This window comes from Providencia sp. PROV267, from assembly GCF_028477825.1.
GTDB lineage: Bacteria > Pseudomonadota > Gammaproteobacteria > Enterobacterales > Enterobacteriaceae > Providencia > Providencia stuartii.
This window is the reverse complement of record NZ_JAMPLX010000005.1, coordinates 321,389-337,624: the sequence shown is the minus strand read 5'-3', so window position 1 is coordinate 337,624 and position 16,236 is coordinate 321,389. Positions and strand designations below refer to the sequence as shown.

The 16,236-nt window shown below is 39.9% G+C and carries 15 protein-coding genes; 6 read left to right on the top strand and 9 right to left on the bottom strand.

Annotated elements, in window-relative coordinates; all coding sequences use genetic code 11:
* From PR709_RS04700 to PR709_RS04690, 3 genes are all read right to left on the bottom strand, one after another.
* Nucleotides 1–3,574: PAAR domain-containing protein (locus tag PR709_RS04700; protein WP_272570763.1), on the bottom strand; the 3,574-nt coding region annotated here is incomplete at its 3' end.
* A 5-nt stretch (nucleotides 3,575–3,579) separates the two neighbouring features.
* Nucleotides 3,580–4,011, bottom strand: a complete 432-nt coding sequence (locus PR709_RS04695) for a DcrB-related protein (protein WP_060560807.1) — start codon at nucleotides 4,009–4,011, stop codon at nucleotides 3,580–3,582.
* A 346-nt stretch (nucleotides 4,012–4,357) separates the two neighbouring features.
* A complete protein-coding gene (locus PR709_RS04690) occupies nucleotides 4,358–6,010 on the bottom strand; it encodes an alpha-keto acid decarboxylase family protein (RefSeq protein ID WP_121875129.1) in 1,653 nt (550 codons plus the stop codon).
* Nucleotides 6,011–6,300: 290 nt separating this feature from the next.
* On the opposite strand from PR709_RS04690, the gene PR709_RS04685 reads away from it, so the two are divergent.
* A complete protein-coding gene (locus tag PR709_RS04685; protein WP_004922790.1) occupies nucleotides 6,301–6,570 on the top strand; it encodes a DUF1471 domain-containing protein in 270 nt (89 codons plus the stop codon).
* A 162-nt stretch (nucleotides 6,571–6,732) separates the two neighbouring features.
* Here the strand turns inward: PR709_RS04685 and PR709_RS04680 are convergent, their stop codons facing one another.
* The 4 genes from PR709_RS04680 to gltS all read right to left on the bottom strand — a co-directional run bounded on the left by PR709_RS04680 (nucleotide 6,733) and on the right by gltS (nucleotide 10,732).
* Complete coding sequence (locus tag PR709_RS04680) at nucleotides 6,733–7,083, bottom strand: RidA family protein (RefSeq protein ID WP_004922788.1); 351 nt, start codon at nucleotides 7,081–7,083, stop codon at nucleotides 6,733–6,735.
* A gap of 9 nt (nucleotides 7,084–7,092) precedes the next feature.
* Nucleotides 7,093–8,334 carry a D-amino acid dehydrogenase gene (locus PR709_RS04675; protein ID WP_102780747.1) on the bottom strand — a complete coding sequence of 414 codons (1,242 nt, stop codon included), beginning with the start codon at nucleotides 8,332–8,334 and terminating at the stop codon, nucleotides 7,093–7,095.
* 56 nt (nucleotides 8,335–8,390) lie between these two features.
* Nucleotides 8,391–9,296 (bottom strand): LysR family transcriptional regulator, encoded by a 906-nt coding sequence (locus PR709_RS04670; RefSeq protein ID WP_004922785.1) that lies wholly within the window; start codon nucleotides 9,294–9,296, stop codon nucleotides 8,391–8,393.
* Nucleotides 9,297–9,526: 230 nt separating this feature from the next.
* Nucleotides 9,527–10,732 carry a sodium/glutamate symporter gene (gene gltS, locus PR709_RS04665; RefSeq protein WP_000599533.1) on the bottom strand — a complete coding sequence of 402 codons (1,206 nt, stop codon included), beginning with the start codon at nucleotides 10,730–10,732 and terminating at the stop codon, nucleotides 9,527–9,529.
* Nucleotides 10,733–11,175: 443 nt separating this feature from the next.
* Between gltS and PR709_RS04660 the strand changes: the two genes are divergently transcribed.
* Genes PR709_RS04660 through PR709_RS04650 form a run of 3 tightly spaced genes read left to right on the top strand, consistent with a single transcriptional unit; the run spans nucleotide 11,176 to nucleotide 12,569 of the window.
* Complete coding sequence (locus tag PR709_RS04660; protein WP_040132382.1) at nucleotides 11,176–11,496, top strand: antibiotic biosynthesis monooxygenase family protein; 321 nt, start codon at nucleotides 11,176–11,178, stop codon at nucleotides 11,494–11,496.
* Nucleotides 11,489–11,875 (top strand): hypothetical protein, encoded by a 387-nt coding sequence (locus PR709_RS04655; protein ID WP_000460651.1) that lies wholly within the window; start codon nucleotides 11,489–11,491, stop codon nucleotides 11,873–11,875. The genes PR709_RS04660 and PR709_RS04655 overlap by 8 nt, the downstream gene beginning before the upstream one ends.
* A gap of 7 nt (nucleotides 11,876–11,882) precedes the next feature.
* Entirely contained in the window at nucleotides 11,883–12,569 is a 687-nt protein-coding gene (locus PR709_RS04650) for an ArsR/SmtB family transcription factor (RefSeq protein WP_053110395.1), read from the top strand.
* Here PR709_RS04650 and tetR(B) read toward each other — a convergent pair.
* Complete coding sequence (gene tetR(B), locus PR709_RS04645; RefSeq protein WP_195848467.1) at nucleotides 12,547–13,170, bottom strand: tetracycline resistance transcriptional repressor TetR(B); 624 nt, start codon at nucleotides 13,168–13,170, stop codon at nucleotides 12,547–12,549. The two genes, PR709_RS04650 and tetR(B), sit on opposite strands and share 23 nt — an antisense overlap.
* A gap of 81 nt (nucleotides 13,171–13,251) precedes the next feature.
* On the opposite strand from tetR(B), the gene tet(B) reads away from it, so the two are divergent.
* Nucleotides 13,252–14,457 carry a tetracycline efflux MFS transporter Tet(B) gene (tet(B), locus tag PR709_RS04640; RefSeq protein ID WP_053110393.1) on the top strand — a complete coding sequence of 402 codons (1,206 nt, stop codon included), beginning with the start codon at nucleotides 13,252–13,254 and terminating at the stop codon, nucleotides 14,455–14,457.
* A gap of 112 nt (nucleotides 14,458–14,569) precedes the next feature.
* Here the strand turns inward: tet(B) and tetC are convergent, their stop codons facing one another.
* Nucleotides 14,570–15,163, bottom strand: a complete 594-nt coding sequence (gene tetC, locus PR709_RS04635; RefSeq protein ID WP_000428546.1) for a tetracyline resistance-associated transcriptional repressor TetC — start codon at nucleotides 15,161–15,163, stop codon at nucleotides 14,570–14,572.
* 87 nt (nucleotides 15,164–15,250) lie between these two features.
* Between tetC and PR709_RS04630 the strand changes: the two genes are divergently transcribed.
* Complete coding sequence (locus PR709_RS04630) at nucleotides 15,251–16,183, top strand: helix-turn-helix domain-containing protein (RefSeq protein ID WP_004922753.1); 933 nt, start codon at nucleotides 15,251–15,253, stop codon at nucleotides 16,181–16,183.
* Nucleotides 16,184–16,236: the final 53 nt, after the last annotated feature.

The window sequence follows — 16,236 nt, the reverse complement described above, 5'->3', positions numbered from 1 at the left end:
AACGGTAGCCGGCGGGTTGCTTCACGATAACGGCGAGGGGGGTATAGCTGCCGTGTTCTTCGTAGCAATAGGTTTGGTGTTTACCTGTATTGATATCCTGCTCTTGCAGCAACCGTAACCCTTGCCACACAAAATGGGTTTCCTGTCGCATTGGCTTGCCATGCGCCCGTGACTCAACCACTTTATGAATGCGACGACCCAGTGCATCGTAGTGATATTGGGCTTTCATGTCGCTGGTTTGGGCGATAACTAAACGGTTATCCCCATCATACTGATAAGTTTGTTTGGCTTGGTTAGGGTGCCCGCGTGAAATCACGTTACCATAGGCATCATGGCGATATTGCCAGCCTTGAAATTGAAGTAGCCTATCCCCTTGTGGGCTTAGGGCAGGCATTGATGGCGTTTGCGCCTCGATTTCTGATTGAGGACGCTCTAACAGATTATCCGCACGGTCATAGAACAGCATGGCATCCATGTTTTCGCCACTGGAGACTTTTTTCAGTCGCTGCTCAGAGTCATACAGGTATTCCACCCAACCCCGATAATGGTCTTCCATCGCGCCAAGGTTATCTTGTTCGTCATAGAACCATTTTCGTGATGAGGCAATGCCGTTGAGTGGATGCGGTTTATTGCGTGAGCTGAAGGTACTTATCGTCCGTCCCAGCTTATCGTACTGTCGATATTGGGTTAGAGCACCTTGGGTACGGCTGATTTCACGGTGCAGGTCATCGCGTTCAAATTCGGTGATTAAGTGCGGGGTGCCGTCGACAAGGTGATTGATGGCAGTGGCATGCCCTGAACCGTAATAGAGCCAGTTTAGGCTGTCACCTTGAGGTAACGTCAGACAGCTCAGATTATTGAGTTCATCGTAAGCAAATTCGACGATATCATCGCCCGTTTGCTCACGGGTAATACGCCCAAGGGCATCATAGGTAAAGTGAACTTGGTTAGCCTGCAAGCCCATTTCAAGGCCGAGTTGATTCGGTTGCCTCGACGCCACCAATAAGCGGTTTAGGCTATCCCACTGGTACTGATAGCTATCAGTTAATGTTTCCCGTTTAGCAAGGTTACCGGCGGGGTCATACTGTAACAACACCGTGCGAGCGGGGGAAGGGAACACACGGTCGCCTAAACGAGTTTCCTCGGCTAAACGTCCGAAACTGTTATAGCGATATTGCAGCAGCGTATCATCCGGTCGGATTTCCTCGACGAGCCGGCCTTCGGCATCACGGTTAAGTAGGTAGCGTCCGCCATTGGCGTTTTCAATTGAAATTAATGCCCCCTCAGCATTGTAATGGTAATGGATATGCCGAGCGAGTTTATCGATTTCCGTTGTGACGCGACCGAAGGCGTTGTATTGCCACTGACGCGGGGTATTGTCATTGCGTTGGTGATGGGTCAGGAGCCCTGCGGCATTCCAAGCCAGTTGCACGGTGGATTCATCGGGCAACACGATGCGAGTGACTCGCCCCGCCTCATCGTACTGGTACTCAGTGGCTTCCTGCAAGGCATTGGTTTGAGAAACAACACGACCCTCATTATCATAACGCCAAATATGTTGTTTACCCGAGCAGTCGCGGTGACGCAATATTAGCCCCCGCTTTGTCCAAAGAAACTCGCTGCGTCCTTGTTTGGCATCGATGCGGACGGTGGGGCGCAGTGTAGTTTTAAAGTCATAGCGGTATTCGGTCGTTTGCTCCAGTGGAGAGATTTCTTTGATTAACCGTCCAAAACGGTCATACTCTAAACGTGATTCAGAGCCATCAGGCCAAAAGACAGCAATAAGGCGGTCACGTTCATTTTGGTATTGCCAGCGGGTTTGGTTGCCATTACCATCGGTTAAACTGAGTAATCGTCCTAACTCATCCCATTCACTGGTTTGCGTATGTCCTTCGGCGTTGCGACAACCGCAAGGTAGCCCAAACTCATCCCACAAGAGTTCGGTTTTGATGCTTGTTCGGTCAGTGTACTGAATGATTTGATAGTTATCATTGAGTTGCCAAAATGAGGTAGAGCCATCATGCCAATAAGCGGTGCGTGTGAGATGGATATCATCGTATTCCAGTCGGTAGCTTTCCCCTTCGCTGGTTGTGTTTTCAATCACACGCCACAGGTTATCGTCGGAGAGTTCCCAACGGTACTCGCTGCGTAAACCATATTTATCCGTATGCCACGCCATGATGCCAGCATCTGTCCAACCAAATTGGCGGTAAGGGTGGTCTGTGTGCTGTTCGACACGTACCAGTTGGGCGTGTTCGTTATAAAAATAAGCACATTGACGGCGACGAGCTTGATTGGCGTTTACCTGATACACGGCTGTGAGACGTGATACTGTTTTTTCTTCAAACGGAAAGGATTGGTATTCACAAACGATATTCAGGTCACCGCAACCGGTAATGTGAATGAGTTGATGCTGTTCGTTGTAGTGGAAACGTTGCTCATTACCGACATTATCTATGACGTGGCTTAAGCGGCTGCGACCTTCGGTATCAAAAGGGGGATAATGATAACGCAGTTCACCTGCATCCTGAAACGTCCAACTGTCATCGTCATTGTGGATCATCCAGCCTTGGGCAGCCTCACAAAAGCTACGATACCCTAGTGGGATGTCTGGAAACGGAAGGATGTCACCCGACAGGTTTTGCCAAACAAAGCCGTCTTCGGTTTTAATCAATTGGGTTTCCCAAAAGAAACTCCAGCCTCGACCCAATACACCCTCATAACAATAACTGCTTAAATAGTTGCGTTGCCAGTGAAGCGGTAATTCAGACTCATAGATAAAATCCAGCTCATCCTCGCCGTTTAATACTTTCTGCCCACCAATCACCTCCACAGGGCGAGTGAGTATGCCGATTGCGGGGATTGCCATGCTCATCGCTGTAAGTACCGTTCCATAACGACAGAAGAAACGGCTAATTTTGGCGCTGCCTGGTAATTTGCTCCACAGCTTTGCCACCGCGCTGGGGCCTTTCGCCACTCCTCCACCAAAGCTTAAAAATCCCGCAAATAACATGGTTAAATCAGAGGCCGTAGTGACCCAAGACGGAATTTCAGGCTCTATATCTTCAGTGGCTTGTGTCCCCCCACCAATCCGGACATTGGGGGAGCCTTCCATCACCGTGGCATCACAGGTGGTTTTATCACCGACCCGAGAAGCAGGGAATCCATTGATATACACCGAGTCAGAGCCTTGTGCCATTTGACGCAGACTATTTTCCTTATCGCACTTGACGTCACTGCGAGTGGAAATGGCGGCGGCCTTACCGTTAATTCGTACATTGTGAGAGCCGGTTTTGATTTCCCCGCAGGGGCTTAAGGATTTAGATCCCGTTTCAACACATTTATCCCGTGCCCATTCCGCTAGCTTAGCTGTGCCATACCCAATTGCTACTGAAGCTCCAATAGCAAAAAAACCGATACCAACACAACTTGTTCCAATGCCAATCCCCATCAAGGCACCAGAGATGACTGCGCCTCCTATGGCAATAGCCGCCCCTAATACCGTACCGATGAGCATTCCCCACATCGATTTTGAATGACCGATGATATCACCGACTCTGGCGGCTTCTGGCATGGTGGTTACCCTCTTGGTTGAAAGCTAAGCAGGAGAGTGTTCATCCACGCCCATTGCTCATCGTTAAAGGCGTTGGGGGATGACATTGTGAAAATCAGGGTTTGGGTATCACTGAAAGGGTAAACGGCTTGAATTTGATACACTTGCTGTTTCTTGTTGGGACGATAGCGTGAGCTGATGAGATAGCCGTGAATGCCGTCGAGTCCCAGTACAGAGGGCTTTTCTTCAAGGAGTTGCCAATCTTTCAGGGAGCGTTGTAACAGCTGCTTTTGACGAGCGACATAGTCATCAAAGGTTTCATCAGCGGGTTTGTCATCCCGAGAAATGTTAACCGCATTCCCTGTGGGGGAAATCAGGATATTGACGGTTTGTTCTTTATATCCATCGGGGAGGGTAACACTGCCTTCAGAAAAAACACAACGTGACTCAGTAATCATTCGTATCTCGCTTAAGTATGAATATTATTCTTTTTTAAATTATATAACCATTAAATTTCTCTTAATAATCGGTTATACCATATTAAGCCTACATACCTAAATGAAAATTTGAGTTATTCCAAGATAAATGTTAATCATAATTTTTTAAATTTCGATTTGAAATAACAATTAAATGAAATAACTAATTGATAATTAATGCTTTTTATCATGCTTATAGCTTGGCGTTTTTTAAGAGGAGAACATTGCACAAAAATAAGGCAAAAAGAAAATGACTAATGCAAAAACTGGCAAGGTTTTGATTGTTTAATAACCAACTGCCAGTTCTTATCATAATAGTTATTTCATATTAAGAAGAGTATAACGAATCTAATGCTCCCCGTAATTTATGTGCAAGCTCAGGTGCAACGTATTTATCAGTGACCACTTCAATGTAGGATGCAAAAGGGGATGACTCTGCATGATTGATGGCGATATCAAGTTCATTACAACGTGTTACCTTTTGGCAATTCCAATCATGACAACCTAATGCAGCGGGTAATTTTTCATAATCCCATTTAGCGATATCATTGTAATAAGCTTCCGGATCTTTGCATATTAAGCGCTCAAATAGATACCCATCATTATTGATAATGAAAATAATCGGTTTTAATTGAAAACGTGCAAACTGGCAAATTTCTTGTGCTGTTAACTGATGAGCCCCTTCCCCTGTAATTAAGATCACTCTACGCTTAGGTGCTGCCAAAGCCGCTCCGAAAGCGGCGGCAGTAGACCATCCAATAGACCCCCACAAGGTTTGGTTACAGAATTGAACCCCTTTAGGAAGTTGTGCAAAGACTAAACCCATTAATGGGGTTCCTGTGTCAGTAAAAATAATATCATTTTCTTTAAACATCTTTTCGAATCGAGAATATAGATATTCAGCCGATATTGATTGATAGCCGGTGAACAATGATTCATCTAAGCATTGAACTTTAGGGTGGTTTTGATGAAATGAGGGAATTCGCTCTTTCAATTTAGCGAGTACATCCTTCATATACACCTGAGAGTATACTGTAGAACCAATTTTGACATAATCAGGCATGATATTGATATGATATTCTGAAGGGATAGCGGCAGTAAAACAGCCCGTATTCATATCCGTCATCATTGCACCGATGCTAATAATACAATCGCTGCTTTCTATATATTCACTAACAGGGGTATTTATTAAATGTCCATAATAGATGCCCATATAATTAGATGCTGTTTCATTGAGTACCCCTTTATCCATAATCATGGTAGCATAAGGTAAGTTTGATTTATTTATTAGGGTTTGAAGCTCATCGGTTAATCCTAAACGAGAAGCTAAAATTCCTGGAAGTAGGCTAATTTTTTGGCTAGTTAATAGTTTATTTAAAATTACATTAATAACTTTGGTTAGGTTTTGATTATTACTTTGGGGAATATCAGTGCATACTGAATACCGTTTATTTGTATGAATAGGCATTTCAGCATAATCGGATGGAATACCGATATAGACAGGTTGGCGCTTAAATAAAGCGTATGTGATCAGCCGTTCTACTTCTTCAATACAATTTTCAGGGGTAAGAATTGCTTGCGCACAACTAATAGGTTGAAACATTTTATAGAACAGAGTGAAATCCCCATCTCCTAAAGAGTGATGAAGAATTTTTTTACTTTCCTGTGCACCGCTAGATGGCATACCTACCAAATGAAAAATAGGTAAATATTCAGCGTAAGATCCCGCAATAGCATTGATAGCACTGAGTTCACCAACACCGAATGTTGTTGATAATGCAGCTATACCTTTTATTCGCGCATACCCATCTGCAGCATATGCTGCATTTAATTCATTACAGCAGCCAACCCAACGCATTTTATTATTTTCACAAATGGCATCATTAATTGGAAATGAATAATCCCCAGCAACACCAAAAATATCGCTAACACCTATATCGTATAATCGAGTTAATAAATATTGTACCACTGTTTTTTTCATCATTTTCTCCATTATGCTTTTAAGACAGTCGGTAATGAATAATGAAATATCATTTGTAGATGAGTTTAAATGGAACTGCTCTATGTGATCGCTGTTATATAAATAAAATAATATAATAAAGCTTAAAAATGAGAATGTAGGGTAATCTTTTGTTTATTAAGAGCTAACAATATTTTCAATCTAGAAAGGAATAAACGAATTAGATAGTGTAGTCATTGACAGAACAAATATAAGTCATTAACGTTTTTTATTGTTTATAAACAAAAAATTATTGTTAAGGTGGCTTTATTATGAAAAAACTAAAAATACTTGTATTATCTTTTGCATTATTAAGTCCATTAGCGTTTGGGGCGACAGAAATTAATTATACAAAATCTCTGTATTTGAAATTTGCAGGCACGGTCAATGTTGTTATGAATGATGGTGTATCTGCTGATTATGTAAAGGCAATCTCTCAAAAAGCGGATGAGAAAGGTGCTGAATATTTTGTTATTACTTCGGTTGAGTCTGAAGGAAGTGGAAACGATGTTTCGGTAACGGCCAGCTTATATAAAAAATAATCATTAAACTAAGTTGTATCATTCACCCTTTATTAAAGGGAACGATGCAACTTAGTTGTTTTTTAGGTAGGGATTAACCTGTTGAGAGTGATATGCAAAGGTCAAACGCCCATGGAATATAAAGCGCTTTTTTAGGCCAAAGTATCGTTATTGAAATCGGCACTAACGTTGCGCAGCGGTTACCATGATTTCCACAAGCACTTGCTCTCTAGCCATATTTGCTTCAACGGCAGCACGTGCAGGGCTATTCTCTGTTGGCATCCATGATTCCCAAACAGCATTAAAAGCAGCAAAATCACGTTCCATATTTTTGATCCAAACTTGGGCTGAAAGAATACGTGTTTTGTCACTGTTACTTGCAGCTAATAGAGTATCTATTTTTGCAAGTACATCTTGTGTCTGAGCTGTGATATCACCATTTAAATCATTAGGAACTTGTCCTGATAAATAAACTAAACCTGCATATTCAACGCTATCAGCTAAACGTGGCTTTGGATTATTACGTTTGATCATATTGTGGTATTACCTCGTTAATCCAGTTAAAGAGATGGGAGATGTTTCCCCTGAAACTAATTGGCTGAGAATTTGAGCGCTGCCAGCGGCTAAGGTAAACCCTAAGCTACCATGACCAATATTTAACCAAAGATTGTTATATCCAGTTTTGCCTAATATTGGTGGCCCTTTTGGTGTTGATGGACGTAATCCACACCATGTTTCGGCATCTTCAATATTTGTTACATCAGGGAATGTGTTTTTAATAATATTTTTTAAGGCAGAAATTCGGTTATCACGCAAGCCTGATTTGTCATAACCGATATCCACCATTGCGGCGATGCGAAGTTGCTGATTAAGTTTTGCATAAACAATTTTATTTCCATAATCAGTTACATTGATTTTAGGCACCACATGTTCTTTTTCTGGATAAGGAATAGAAAGGCTATAGCCTTTTAAGCCAAGCATTGGTACATGAATACCTAATGTTTTTAGCAGTTTCCTGCTTCCATTTCCGGCACATACAATGACATCATCGGCAGAAATTGTTCCTTGTGGAGTAATAACACCTGTAATTCGCTTATCATCTTTAATAAATGAAACAACAGAATGTTGTAAGCATAGTGTAAAATCTGCTTGAGTTGATAAATATTGGAGTAAGTTTTTACAGAATAAATAACAGTCCGCACTTTCATCATCAGGAGCATAAATTGCGCCCACTAACTGTGATTGAATATTCTTTAATGATGGCTCTAAGGCGGTAATTTCAGTCGGATTTAAAACCTTTTGAAATTGACTGTCGATGGTTTCGCAAGCTTTATTAAAGCTTTTTTGGTCACGGTGAATAATTAGTTTACCCGATTTTTCCCAAGCAAAGTCACCGATATCACCATTATTACGCCAGATATTCATGATCTCTTGGCTGAGTAAAGAGAGGCGTAGTTGGTGAGCACCATTAATTTTATTTGTTTTGCGATTACAAGCTAAGGTGAATTGAGTTAACCAAGCCCATTGTTGCAGGGAGAATTGTATTTTTAAATTCAATGGTGAATCATCTTTCCCCATCCAACTTAAACCTTGTAATGGTACTCCTGCATCTGCTAACGGCGAAACATAGCGATAGCTAAGTTGTCCGCCATTGGCGAAACTTGTTTGCATGCCGACATCAGATTCTGATTCTAATAAAGTGACGGCATGACCCGCTTTGATTAAAGCATATGCAGTACTAAGGCCAATGACACCTGCACCAATAACCACCACATGTTTTTTCATAATTATCCGCAACCAATAATAACTGAGGAGTTATTATTTAACGGCGAATAAGTTAACTAAACAATTGAGTTTTCATTGCCAGAGTATAACTTTTGGTTAACTACTTTATTTCTTTTTTCGAGGGTTAGTGACAAAGTATTTACATAGTTTTGAGCCGCTTTAGTCAATGGTCTATCCGCACGATGGAAAACTGAAACAGCTAAATGCAGATCCTCTTTGAGTGGATAGATCATCGATTTTGGTAATGTGTGCTCAGCAGAGAAAATATCAGTAATACTGCAACCTAATCCTGCTCGAACAAATTCAGCCGCCATGTGGTAGGTATGCACACTAATATTTGAAACCGAGAACTCATGGTATTGCTGTAATAATTGCGCTAATGAGTCTGAACCTGGATGTATCCAACGATCTTGGTCAATATCAGCTAATGAAACAGGACCTTCATGTTTTTGCGTATCAACATAAACAAGGGGGATTTCAGCGATGGGTAATACCGTAATTCCGCCTTCAATAGCCAAATTGAAACCAATACCAATATCAAGGTCTTGTTGGGTTAATAATTGCATGATATCGACGGTATGATGGGTGCCAATCGTTAATTTTATATTGGGGTGTTTTTTAATAAACAGAGCGGTGACTTCAGGTACTAAGTTTAAACCTAGGCTTGGTAAACAGCCAATCGCTAATTTTCCCTGAGGGTTTTTGGATAAATTTTGCGCTAATATTCTTAAGCGGTCTAAATTTCGATAAACTTCTTTTGCTTCATCAAAAAGCAGTAAAGCCTCATCGGTTGGTAATAATTTCCCTCTAATTCGTTGGAATAATACTAACCCTAATTGTTGCTCAGCATGTTTGAGTGCTTTACTCGCCGCGGGTTGAGAAATATGTAAAACTTCAGCCGCACGCGTTAAGGAACCACAAGTCATTACAGCATAAAAGATATCGAGATGTCTTAATTTCATTCCATGTAGCCTACTGATTATTTATTTCTACGGACTATTCTAACGAATAAAGTATAAATAATCAGATATACTCGTCATAATTCAAGTTTTGGTTTAGTTGTCACGAGAATTAATTCGTAAACGTGCAAGCTAAATAGATTGACTAGGGGAATATACGGGGTAAGAAAGCGGCTCGGCATACTGCCCTATAATAAATTGTTAGGAGAAGTACGCCGAGTAGTGTGTAGCTATTAGGTAAAGTATGTACCAATTTCAATAAATATTTTAATTAAGATACTGTTTGAAATATCAACAATAAAGGCACCGACCATAGGAACGACAAGGAAAGCTTTATGTGATGGTCCAAATGCTTTTGTGACTGTTTGCATATTCGCAATTGCTGTTGGTGTTGCTCCCATACCAAAGCCACAGTGACCCGCGCTGATCACGACAGCATCATAATCTTTGCCCATCATTTTGAAGGTGACAAAGCAGGCAAATAGCACCATGACAACAGTTTGTACAGCAATGATAATTAATACTGGCCCTGCCATGCTTGCTAATTGACCAAATTTTAATGACATTAACGCCATTGCCAAGAAAAGCGATAAAGCAACGCTACCTAATACATCGACGGTCGGCTCAAACACTTCGTGTTTAAATACATGAGTCAGTGTATTACGGATAATAATACCGACAAATAAACACCAGACAAAAGTAGGCAGTTGCAGAAAAGTATCTTTAAACAATGCACTGATATAGCCACCAACAACAATACAGATAATCAGCATTGAAATGGTTTCAATAACGTTATTTGCATTGATTTTTCTTTTGACGCTTGGTTGCTCAAAAGCTTCAACGATAGTGTCGCGCTCTTGCTCGGTTGTTTTAGGAATAGAGACCTTTTTCAAAAGATGACGGGCAACAGGGCCGCCAACTAAACCACCCAACACTAATCCAAGTGTTGCACAAGCCATCGCTAATTCAACGGCGCCTGTTACACCATATTTATCAGCGAGAATAGGGCCCCATGCTCCGGCATTACCATGACCACCTGTTAGAGTAATTGAACCTGCAATTAAGCCAATAAATGGACTTTCATTCATCATGACAGCCATACTCATGCCGACAGTATTTTGAATGGCGATTAGGATCGTTACTGCAATAGTTAATAGAACTAACGGCTTTCCTCCTTTAATCAGTCGAGAAAAGTCAGAACTTAGCCCGATAGAGGAAAAGAATGTGAGCATTAATAAACTTTGCAATGAAGCATCAAAAGTAAACGAATAACCTGATGTTTTATCAATAATTAACAGAACAATTGCAACAATAAAGCCACCAACGACGGCTTCTGGTATGTGGTTTTTTTGTAGGAACGGGGTAAATTTTACGACAAACATTCCTATGAGTAGCGCGATACATGCGACTAATAATGTATAACTGGCATCTAGGATCATTTTTTTACCTCTATTAGTTTACCAGAATTTTCACTATAACAATTTAACAATAGTGAAAAATGAAGTTACTTTGGTTAACTAATCTTTAACAATGAGTTTTATTAGGGTATCCATAACTTTTAGTTAATAGGGTCATAATTTTAGTGTGATCTTAATCATGAAATATTAAAAAGATTAAAATAACAACAATGGTATTTAATGATGGGTAAACCTAAATACCATGCGGGATCCGCACTATTTTCGGTGATAGCAAAAAATAAAAAAGTATAAATAATAAACAAAATTATAAGAGAAGGAGAACATGATAAGCGCAGGCCGAGCAATTTAAAGAAGTGTGATATACAACATAAAACAGCAGCATGACCTTTCTATATTTCGTTGCTTATCGAAGTGTTAATTTTCGGGTGGATTACTCTGTTTATTGATTAATAACGGAGAAAAATATGATTGCTGTAATATTTGAGGTGCAAATACAACCCGACCAACAAACTCGCTATTTGACTTTAGCTGAGGAGTTAAGACCACTATTAAGTCATGTAGCTGGTTTTATTTCAATTGAACGTTTTCAAAGTTTAGCTACAGAAGGAAAAATATTATCGCTATCTTGGTGGGAAAACGAATACGCAGTTCTGCAATGGAAAAATCATGTTTTACATGCGAAAGCTCAACAAGAAGGGCGAGAGTCAATATTTGATTTTTACAAAATTAGTATTGCTCATATTACTCGCGAATATTCATTTAAAAAGGACAAGGATAATGTTTGATGTTCACGTTGTTTTAGACAATCAAATAGGACAATTAGCATTACTAGGAAAAACATTAGGTAATAAAGGTATTGGATTGGAAGGGGGAGGGATATTTACGGTTGGTGATGAATGCCATGCTCATTTTCTTGTTGAACAAGGAAAGGAAGCTAAAATAGCGCTAGAGCAAGCTGGACTGTTAGTACTTGCGATCCGGACACCATTAATTCGTAAGTTAAAACAGGAAAAACCGGGGGAACTTGGCGAAATAGCACGAGTATTGGCGGAGAATAACATTAATATTTTAGTGCAATACAGTGACCATGCTAACCAACTGATATTAATAACGGACAATGATAGTATGGCTGCATCTGTTACGCTCCCTTGGGCAATAAAGTGAACTTGCGATGGCTAATTTAATACGAAAAGAGGTTACCTTTGAGTCCTCAATAGCCGCGATAGGGGCGGCTATGTCTGACATTTCACGAGTTAAAATACTCAGTGCTTTGATGGATGGGCGAGCTTGGACGGCCACTGAGCTAAGTTCTGTGGCGAATATATCAGCTTCAACGGCGAGCAGTCATTTATCTAAATTATTAGATTGCCAGCTAATCACAGTAATAGCTCAAGGCAAGCATCGTTATTTTCGGCTAGCAGGAAAAGATATTGCTGAATTGATGGAAAGTATGATGGGGATCTCCTTAAACCATGGCGTACATGCCAAAGTTTCCACGCCAGTGCATTTACGAAAAGCACGTACTTGCTATGATCATTTAGCTGGTGAAGTTGCCGTTAAGATCTATGATTCCCTTTGTCAACAGCAATGGATCACTGAAAATGGTTCAATGATCACATTAAGTGGTATTCAATATTTTCATGAAATGGGAATTGACGTTCCTTCCAAACATTCACGTAAAATCTGTTGTGCGTGTTTAGATTGGAGTGAACGCCGTTTCCATTTAGGTGGGTACGTTGGAGCCGCATTATTTTCGCTTTATGAATCTAAAGGGTGGTTAACTCGACATCTTGGTTACCGTGAAGTTACCATCACGGAAAAAGGTTATGCTGCTTTTAAGACCCACTTTCACATTTAAGTTGTTTTTCTAATCCGCATATGATCAATTCAAGGCCGAATAAGAAGGCTGGCTCTGCACCTTGGTGATCAAATAATTCGATAGCTTGTCGTAATAATGGCGGCATACTATCAGTAGTAGGTGTTTCCCTTTCTTCTTTAGCGACTTGATGCTCTTGATCTTCCAATACGCAACCTAAAGTAAAATGCCCCACAGCGCTGAGTGCATATAATGCATTCTCTAGTGAAAAACCTTGTTGGCATAAAAAGGCTAATTGACTTTCGAGAGTTTCATACTGTTTTTCTGTAGGCCGTGTACCTAAATGTACTTTTGCTCCATCGCGATGACTTAGTAAAGCACATCTAAAACTTTTAGCGTTATTACGTAAAAAATCTTGCCAGCTTTCCCCTTCTAAAGGGCAAAAGTGAGTATGGTGCCTATCTAACATCTCAATGGCTAAGGCATCGAGCAAAGCCCGCTTATTTTTTACATGCCAATACAATGTAGGCTGCTCTACACCTAGCTTCTGGGCGAGTTTACGGGTTGTTAAACCTTCGATTCCGACCTCATTAAGCAGCTCTAATGCGCTGTTAATCACTTTACTTTTATCTAATCTAGACATCATTAATTCCTAATTTTTGTTGACACTCTATCATTGATAGAGTTATTTTACCACTCCCTATCAGTGATAGAGAAAAGTGAAATGAATAGTTCGACAAAGATCGCATTGGTAATTACGTTACTCGATGCCATGGGGATTGGCCTTATCATGCCAGTCTTGCCAACGTTATTACGTGAATTTATTGCTTCGGAAGATATCGCTAACCACTTTGGCGTATTGCTTGCACTTTATGCGTTAATGCAGGTTATCTTTGCTCCTTGGCTTGGAAAAATGTCTGACCGATTTGGTCGGCGCCCAGTGCTGTTGTTGTCATTAATAGGCGCATCGCTGGATTACTTATTGCTGGCTTTTTCAAGTGCGCTTTGGATGCTGTATTTAGGCCGTTTGCTTTCAGGGATCACAGGAGCTACTGGGGCTGTCGCGGCATCGGTCATTGCCGATACCACCTCAGCTTCTCAACGCGTGAAGTGGTTCGGTTGGTTAGGGGCAAGTTTTGGGCTTGGTTTAATAGCGGGGCCTATTATTGGTGGTTTTGCAGGAGAGATTTCACCGCATAGTCCCTTTTTTATCGCTGCGTTGCTAAATATTGTCACTTTCCTTGTGGTTATGTTTTGGTTCCGTGAAACCAAAAATACGCGTGATAATGCAGATACCGAAGTAGGGGTTGAGACGCAATCGAATTCGGTATACATCACTTTATTTAAAACGATGCCCATTTTGTTGATTATTTATTTTTCAGCGCAATTGATAGGCCAAATTCCCGCAACGGTGTGGGTGCTATTTACCGAAAATCGTTTTGGATGGAATAGCATGATGGTTGGCTTTTCATTAGCGGGTCTTGGTCTTTTACACTCAGTATTTCAAGCCTTTGTGGCAGGAAGAATAGCCACTAAATGGGGCGAAAAAACGGCAGTACTGCTCGGATTTATTGCAGATAGTAGTGCATTTGCCTTTTTAGCGTTTATATCTGAAGGTTGGTTAGTTTTCCCTGTTTTAATTTTATTGGCTGGTGGTGGGATCGCTTTACCTGCATTACAGGGAGTGATGTCTATCCAAACAAAGAGTCATCAGCAAGGTGCTTTACAGGGATTATTGGTGAGCCTTACCAATGCAACCGGTGTTATTGGCCCATTACTGTTTGCTGTTATTTATAATCATTCACTACCAATTTGGGATGGCTGGATTTGGATTATTGGTTTAGCGTTTTACTGTATTATTATCCTGCTATCGATGACCTTCATGTTAACCCCTCAAGCTCAGGGGAGTAAACAGGAGACAAGTGCTTAGTTATTTCGTCACCAAATGATGTTATTCCGCGAAATATAATGACCCTCTTGATAACCCAAGAGGGCATTTTTTACGATAAAGAAGATTTAGCTTCAAATAAAACCTATCTATTTTATTTATCTTTCAAGCTCAATAAAAAGCCGCGGTAAATAGCAATAAATTGGCCTTTTTTATCGGCAAGCTCTTTTAGGTTTTTCGCATGTATTGCGATATGCATAAACCAGCCATTGAGTAAGTTTTTAAGCACATCATCATCATAAGCTTTAAGTTGGTTCTCTTGGATCAATTTGCTGACAATGGCGTTTACCTTACCAGTAATGTATTCAAGGCTAATTTTTTCAAGTTCATTCCAACCAATGATAGGCATCACTTCTTGGATAGGGATAAGGTTTTTATTATTATCAATAATATAATCAAGATAATGTTCAAATATACTTTCTAAGGCAGACCAACCATTTGTTAAATCAGTTTTTGTTGTGATGTAGGCATCAATCATAATTAATTGCTGCTTATAACAGGCGCTGAGTAATTGTTTTTTATTTTTAAAGTGATGATAAAAGGCACCTTTGGTCACCAACGCTTTTCCCGAGATCTCATCTATTGAAACAGCTTGATAGCCTTTTTCAACAAACAATATTCGTGCTGAGTTAACCAGTGATTGATAGGTACTCTTAAAATTTTCTTGTTGATGATTTTTATTTTCCATGATAGATCTAAAATAACATACCGTCAGTATGTTTATGGTATCATGATGATGTTGTCGTGACAATCTTAAGAACATTTAGGTTATTTTATGTATATTGAACAGCATTCTCGCTATCAAAATAAAGCTAATAACATCCAATTAAGATATGATGATAAGCAGTTTCATACAACGGTTATCAAAGATGTTCTATTATGGATTGAACATAATTTAGATCAGTCTTTACTGCTTGATGATGTGGCGAATAAAGCGGGTTATACCAAGTGGTATTTTCAGCGGCTGTTCAAAAAAGTAACAGGGGTCACACTGGCTAGCTATATTCGTGCTCGTCGTTTGACGAAAGCGGCTGTTGAGTTGAGGCTGACGAAAAAAACTATCCTTGAGATTGCATTAAAATATCAATTTGATTCTCAACAATCTTTTACACGCCGATTTAAGTACATTTTTAAGGTTACACCAAGTTATTATCGGCGTAATAAATTATGGGAATTGGAGGCAATGCAGCCACCTATCAATTTCGATATTGATTATTTAGCAATTCCTCAAATTGTTGAGTGTGAACAGTATACTTTGCATATTAAAGAGTATCAGTATCTATCTTCATTAGATGAGGTTGGATTATTGCATGAAAATATTAGGGGAAGTTTTTGGGATGATTTTTTTAAGGCGACAAATTTAAAAATAAAAGAATGCTATGTGTTGATCAATTATCAGAAAACAGAGAAAAGATCACACATGGTGCAAGTGAAATACCAGATTGGCTTAAAAGCAATAGATCCAATTGTTGATCACAACCAGTTTAAAGAAATTTATTTACCTAGTGGAAAGTACGCAAAGTTTTCATTTAAAGGCTCTTTGGCTGAATACCGTGATTTTAGCTTAAATCTTTATCTTTATTCTTTGCCTTCTCTAGGGTTACTTCGTCGTGAAGGGGTGGATATTGAAAAATATATTAATAATAAAGAAAATGTAGAATTACCAATAAAAGAAATTGAAATAGAATATTTTGTGCCAATTTACTAACACTGAAAACTAGTTTGTTCAAGCTTTGTTTAAATATGAAAAGGTATTTTATT

Coding starts and splice junctions, on each gene's coding strand:
- tetC (WP_000428546.1), bottom strand. CDS start 15,163: ATGGAAAATAAAAATCATCAACAAGAAAATTTTAAGAGTACCTATCAA.
- PR709_RS04690 (WP_121875129.1), bottom strand. CDS start 6,010: ATGAAAAAAACAGTGGTACAATATTTATTAACTCGATTATACGATATA.
- PR709_RS04670 (WP_004922785.1), bottom strand. CDS start 9,296: ATGAAATTAAGACATCTCGATATCTTTTATGCTGTAATGACTTGTGGT.
- gltS (WP_000599533.1), bottom strand. CDS start 10,732: ATGATCCTAGATGCCAGTTATACATTATTAGTCGCATGTATCGCGCTA.
- PR709_RS04695 (WP_060560807.1), bottom strand. CDS start 4,011: ATGATTACTGAGTCACGTTGTGTTTTTTCTGAAGGCAGTGTTACCCTC.
- PR709_RS04650 (WP_053110395.1), top strand. CDS start 11,883: ATGGCTAATTTAATACGAAAAGAGGTTACCTTTGAGTCCTCAATAGCC.
- PR709_RS04655 (WP_000460651.1), top strand. CDS start 11,489: ATGTTTGATGTTCACGTTGTTTTAGACAATCAAATAGGACAATTAGCA.
- PR709_RS04685 (WP_004922790.1), top strand. CDS start 6,301: ATGAAAAAACTAAAAATACTTGTATTATCTTTTGCATTATTAAGTCCA.
- PR709_RS04675 (WP_102780747.1), bottom strand. CDS start 8,334: ATGAAAAAACATGTGGTGGTTATTGGTGCAGGTGTCATTGGCCTTAGT.
- PR709_RS04630 (WP_004922753.1), top strand. CDS start 15,251: ATGTATATTGAACAGCATTCTCGCTATCAAAATAAAGCTAATAACATC.
- PR709_RS04660 (WP_040132382.1), top strand. CDS start 11,176: ATGATTGCTGTAATATTTGAGGTGCAAATACAACCCGACCAACAAACT.
- PR709_RS04680 (WP_004922788.1), bottom strand. CDS start 7,083: ATGATCAAACGTAATAATCCAAAGCCACGTTTAGCTGATAGCGTTGAA.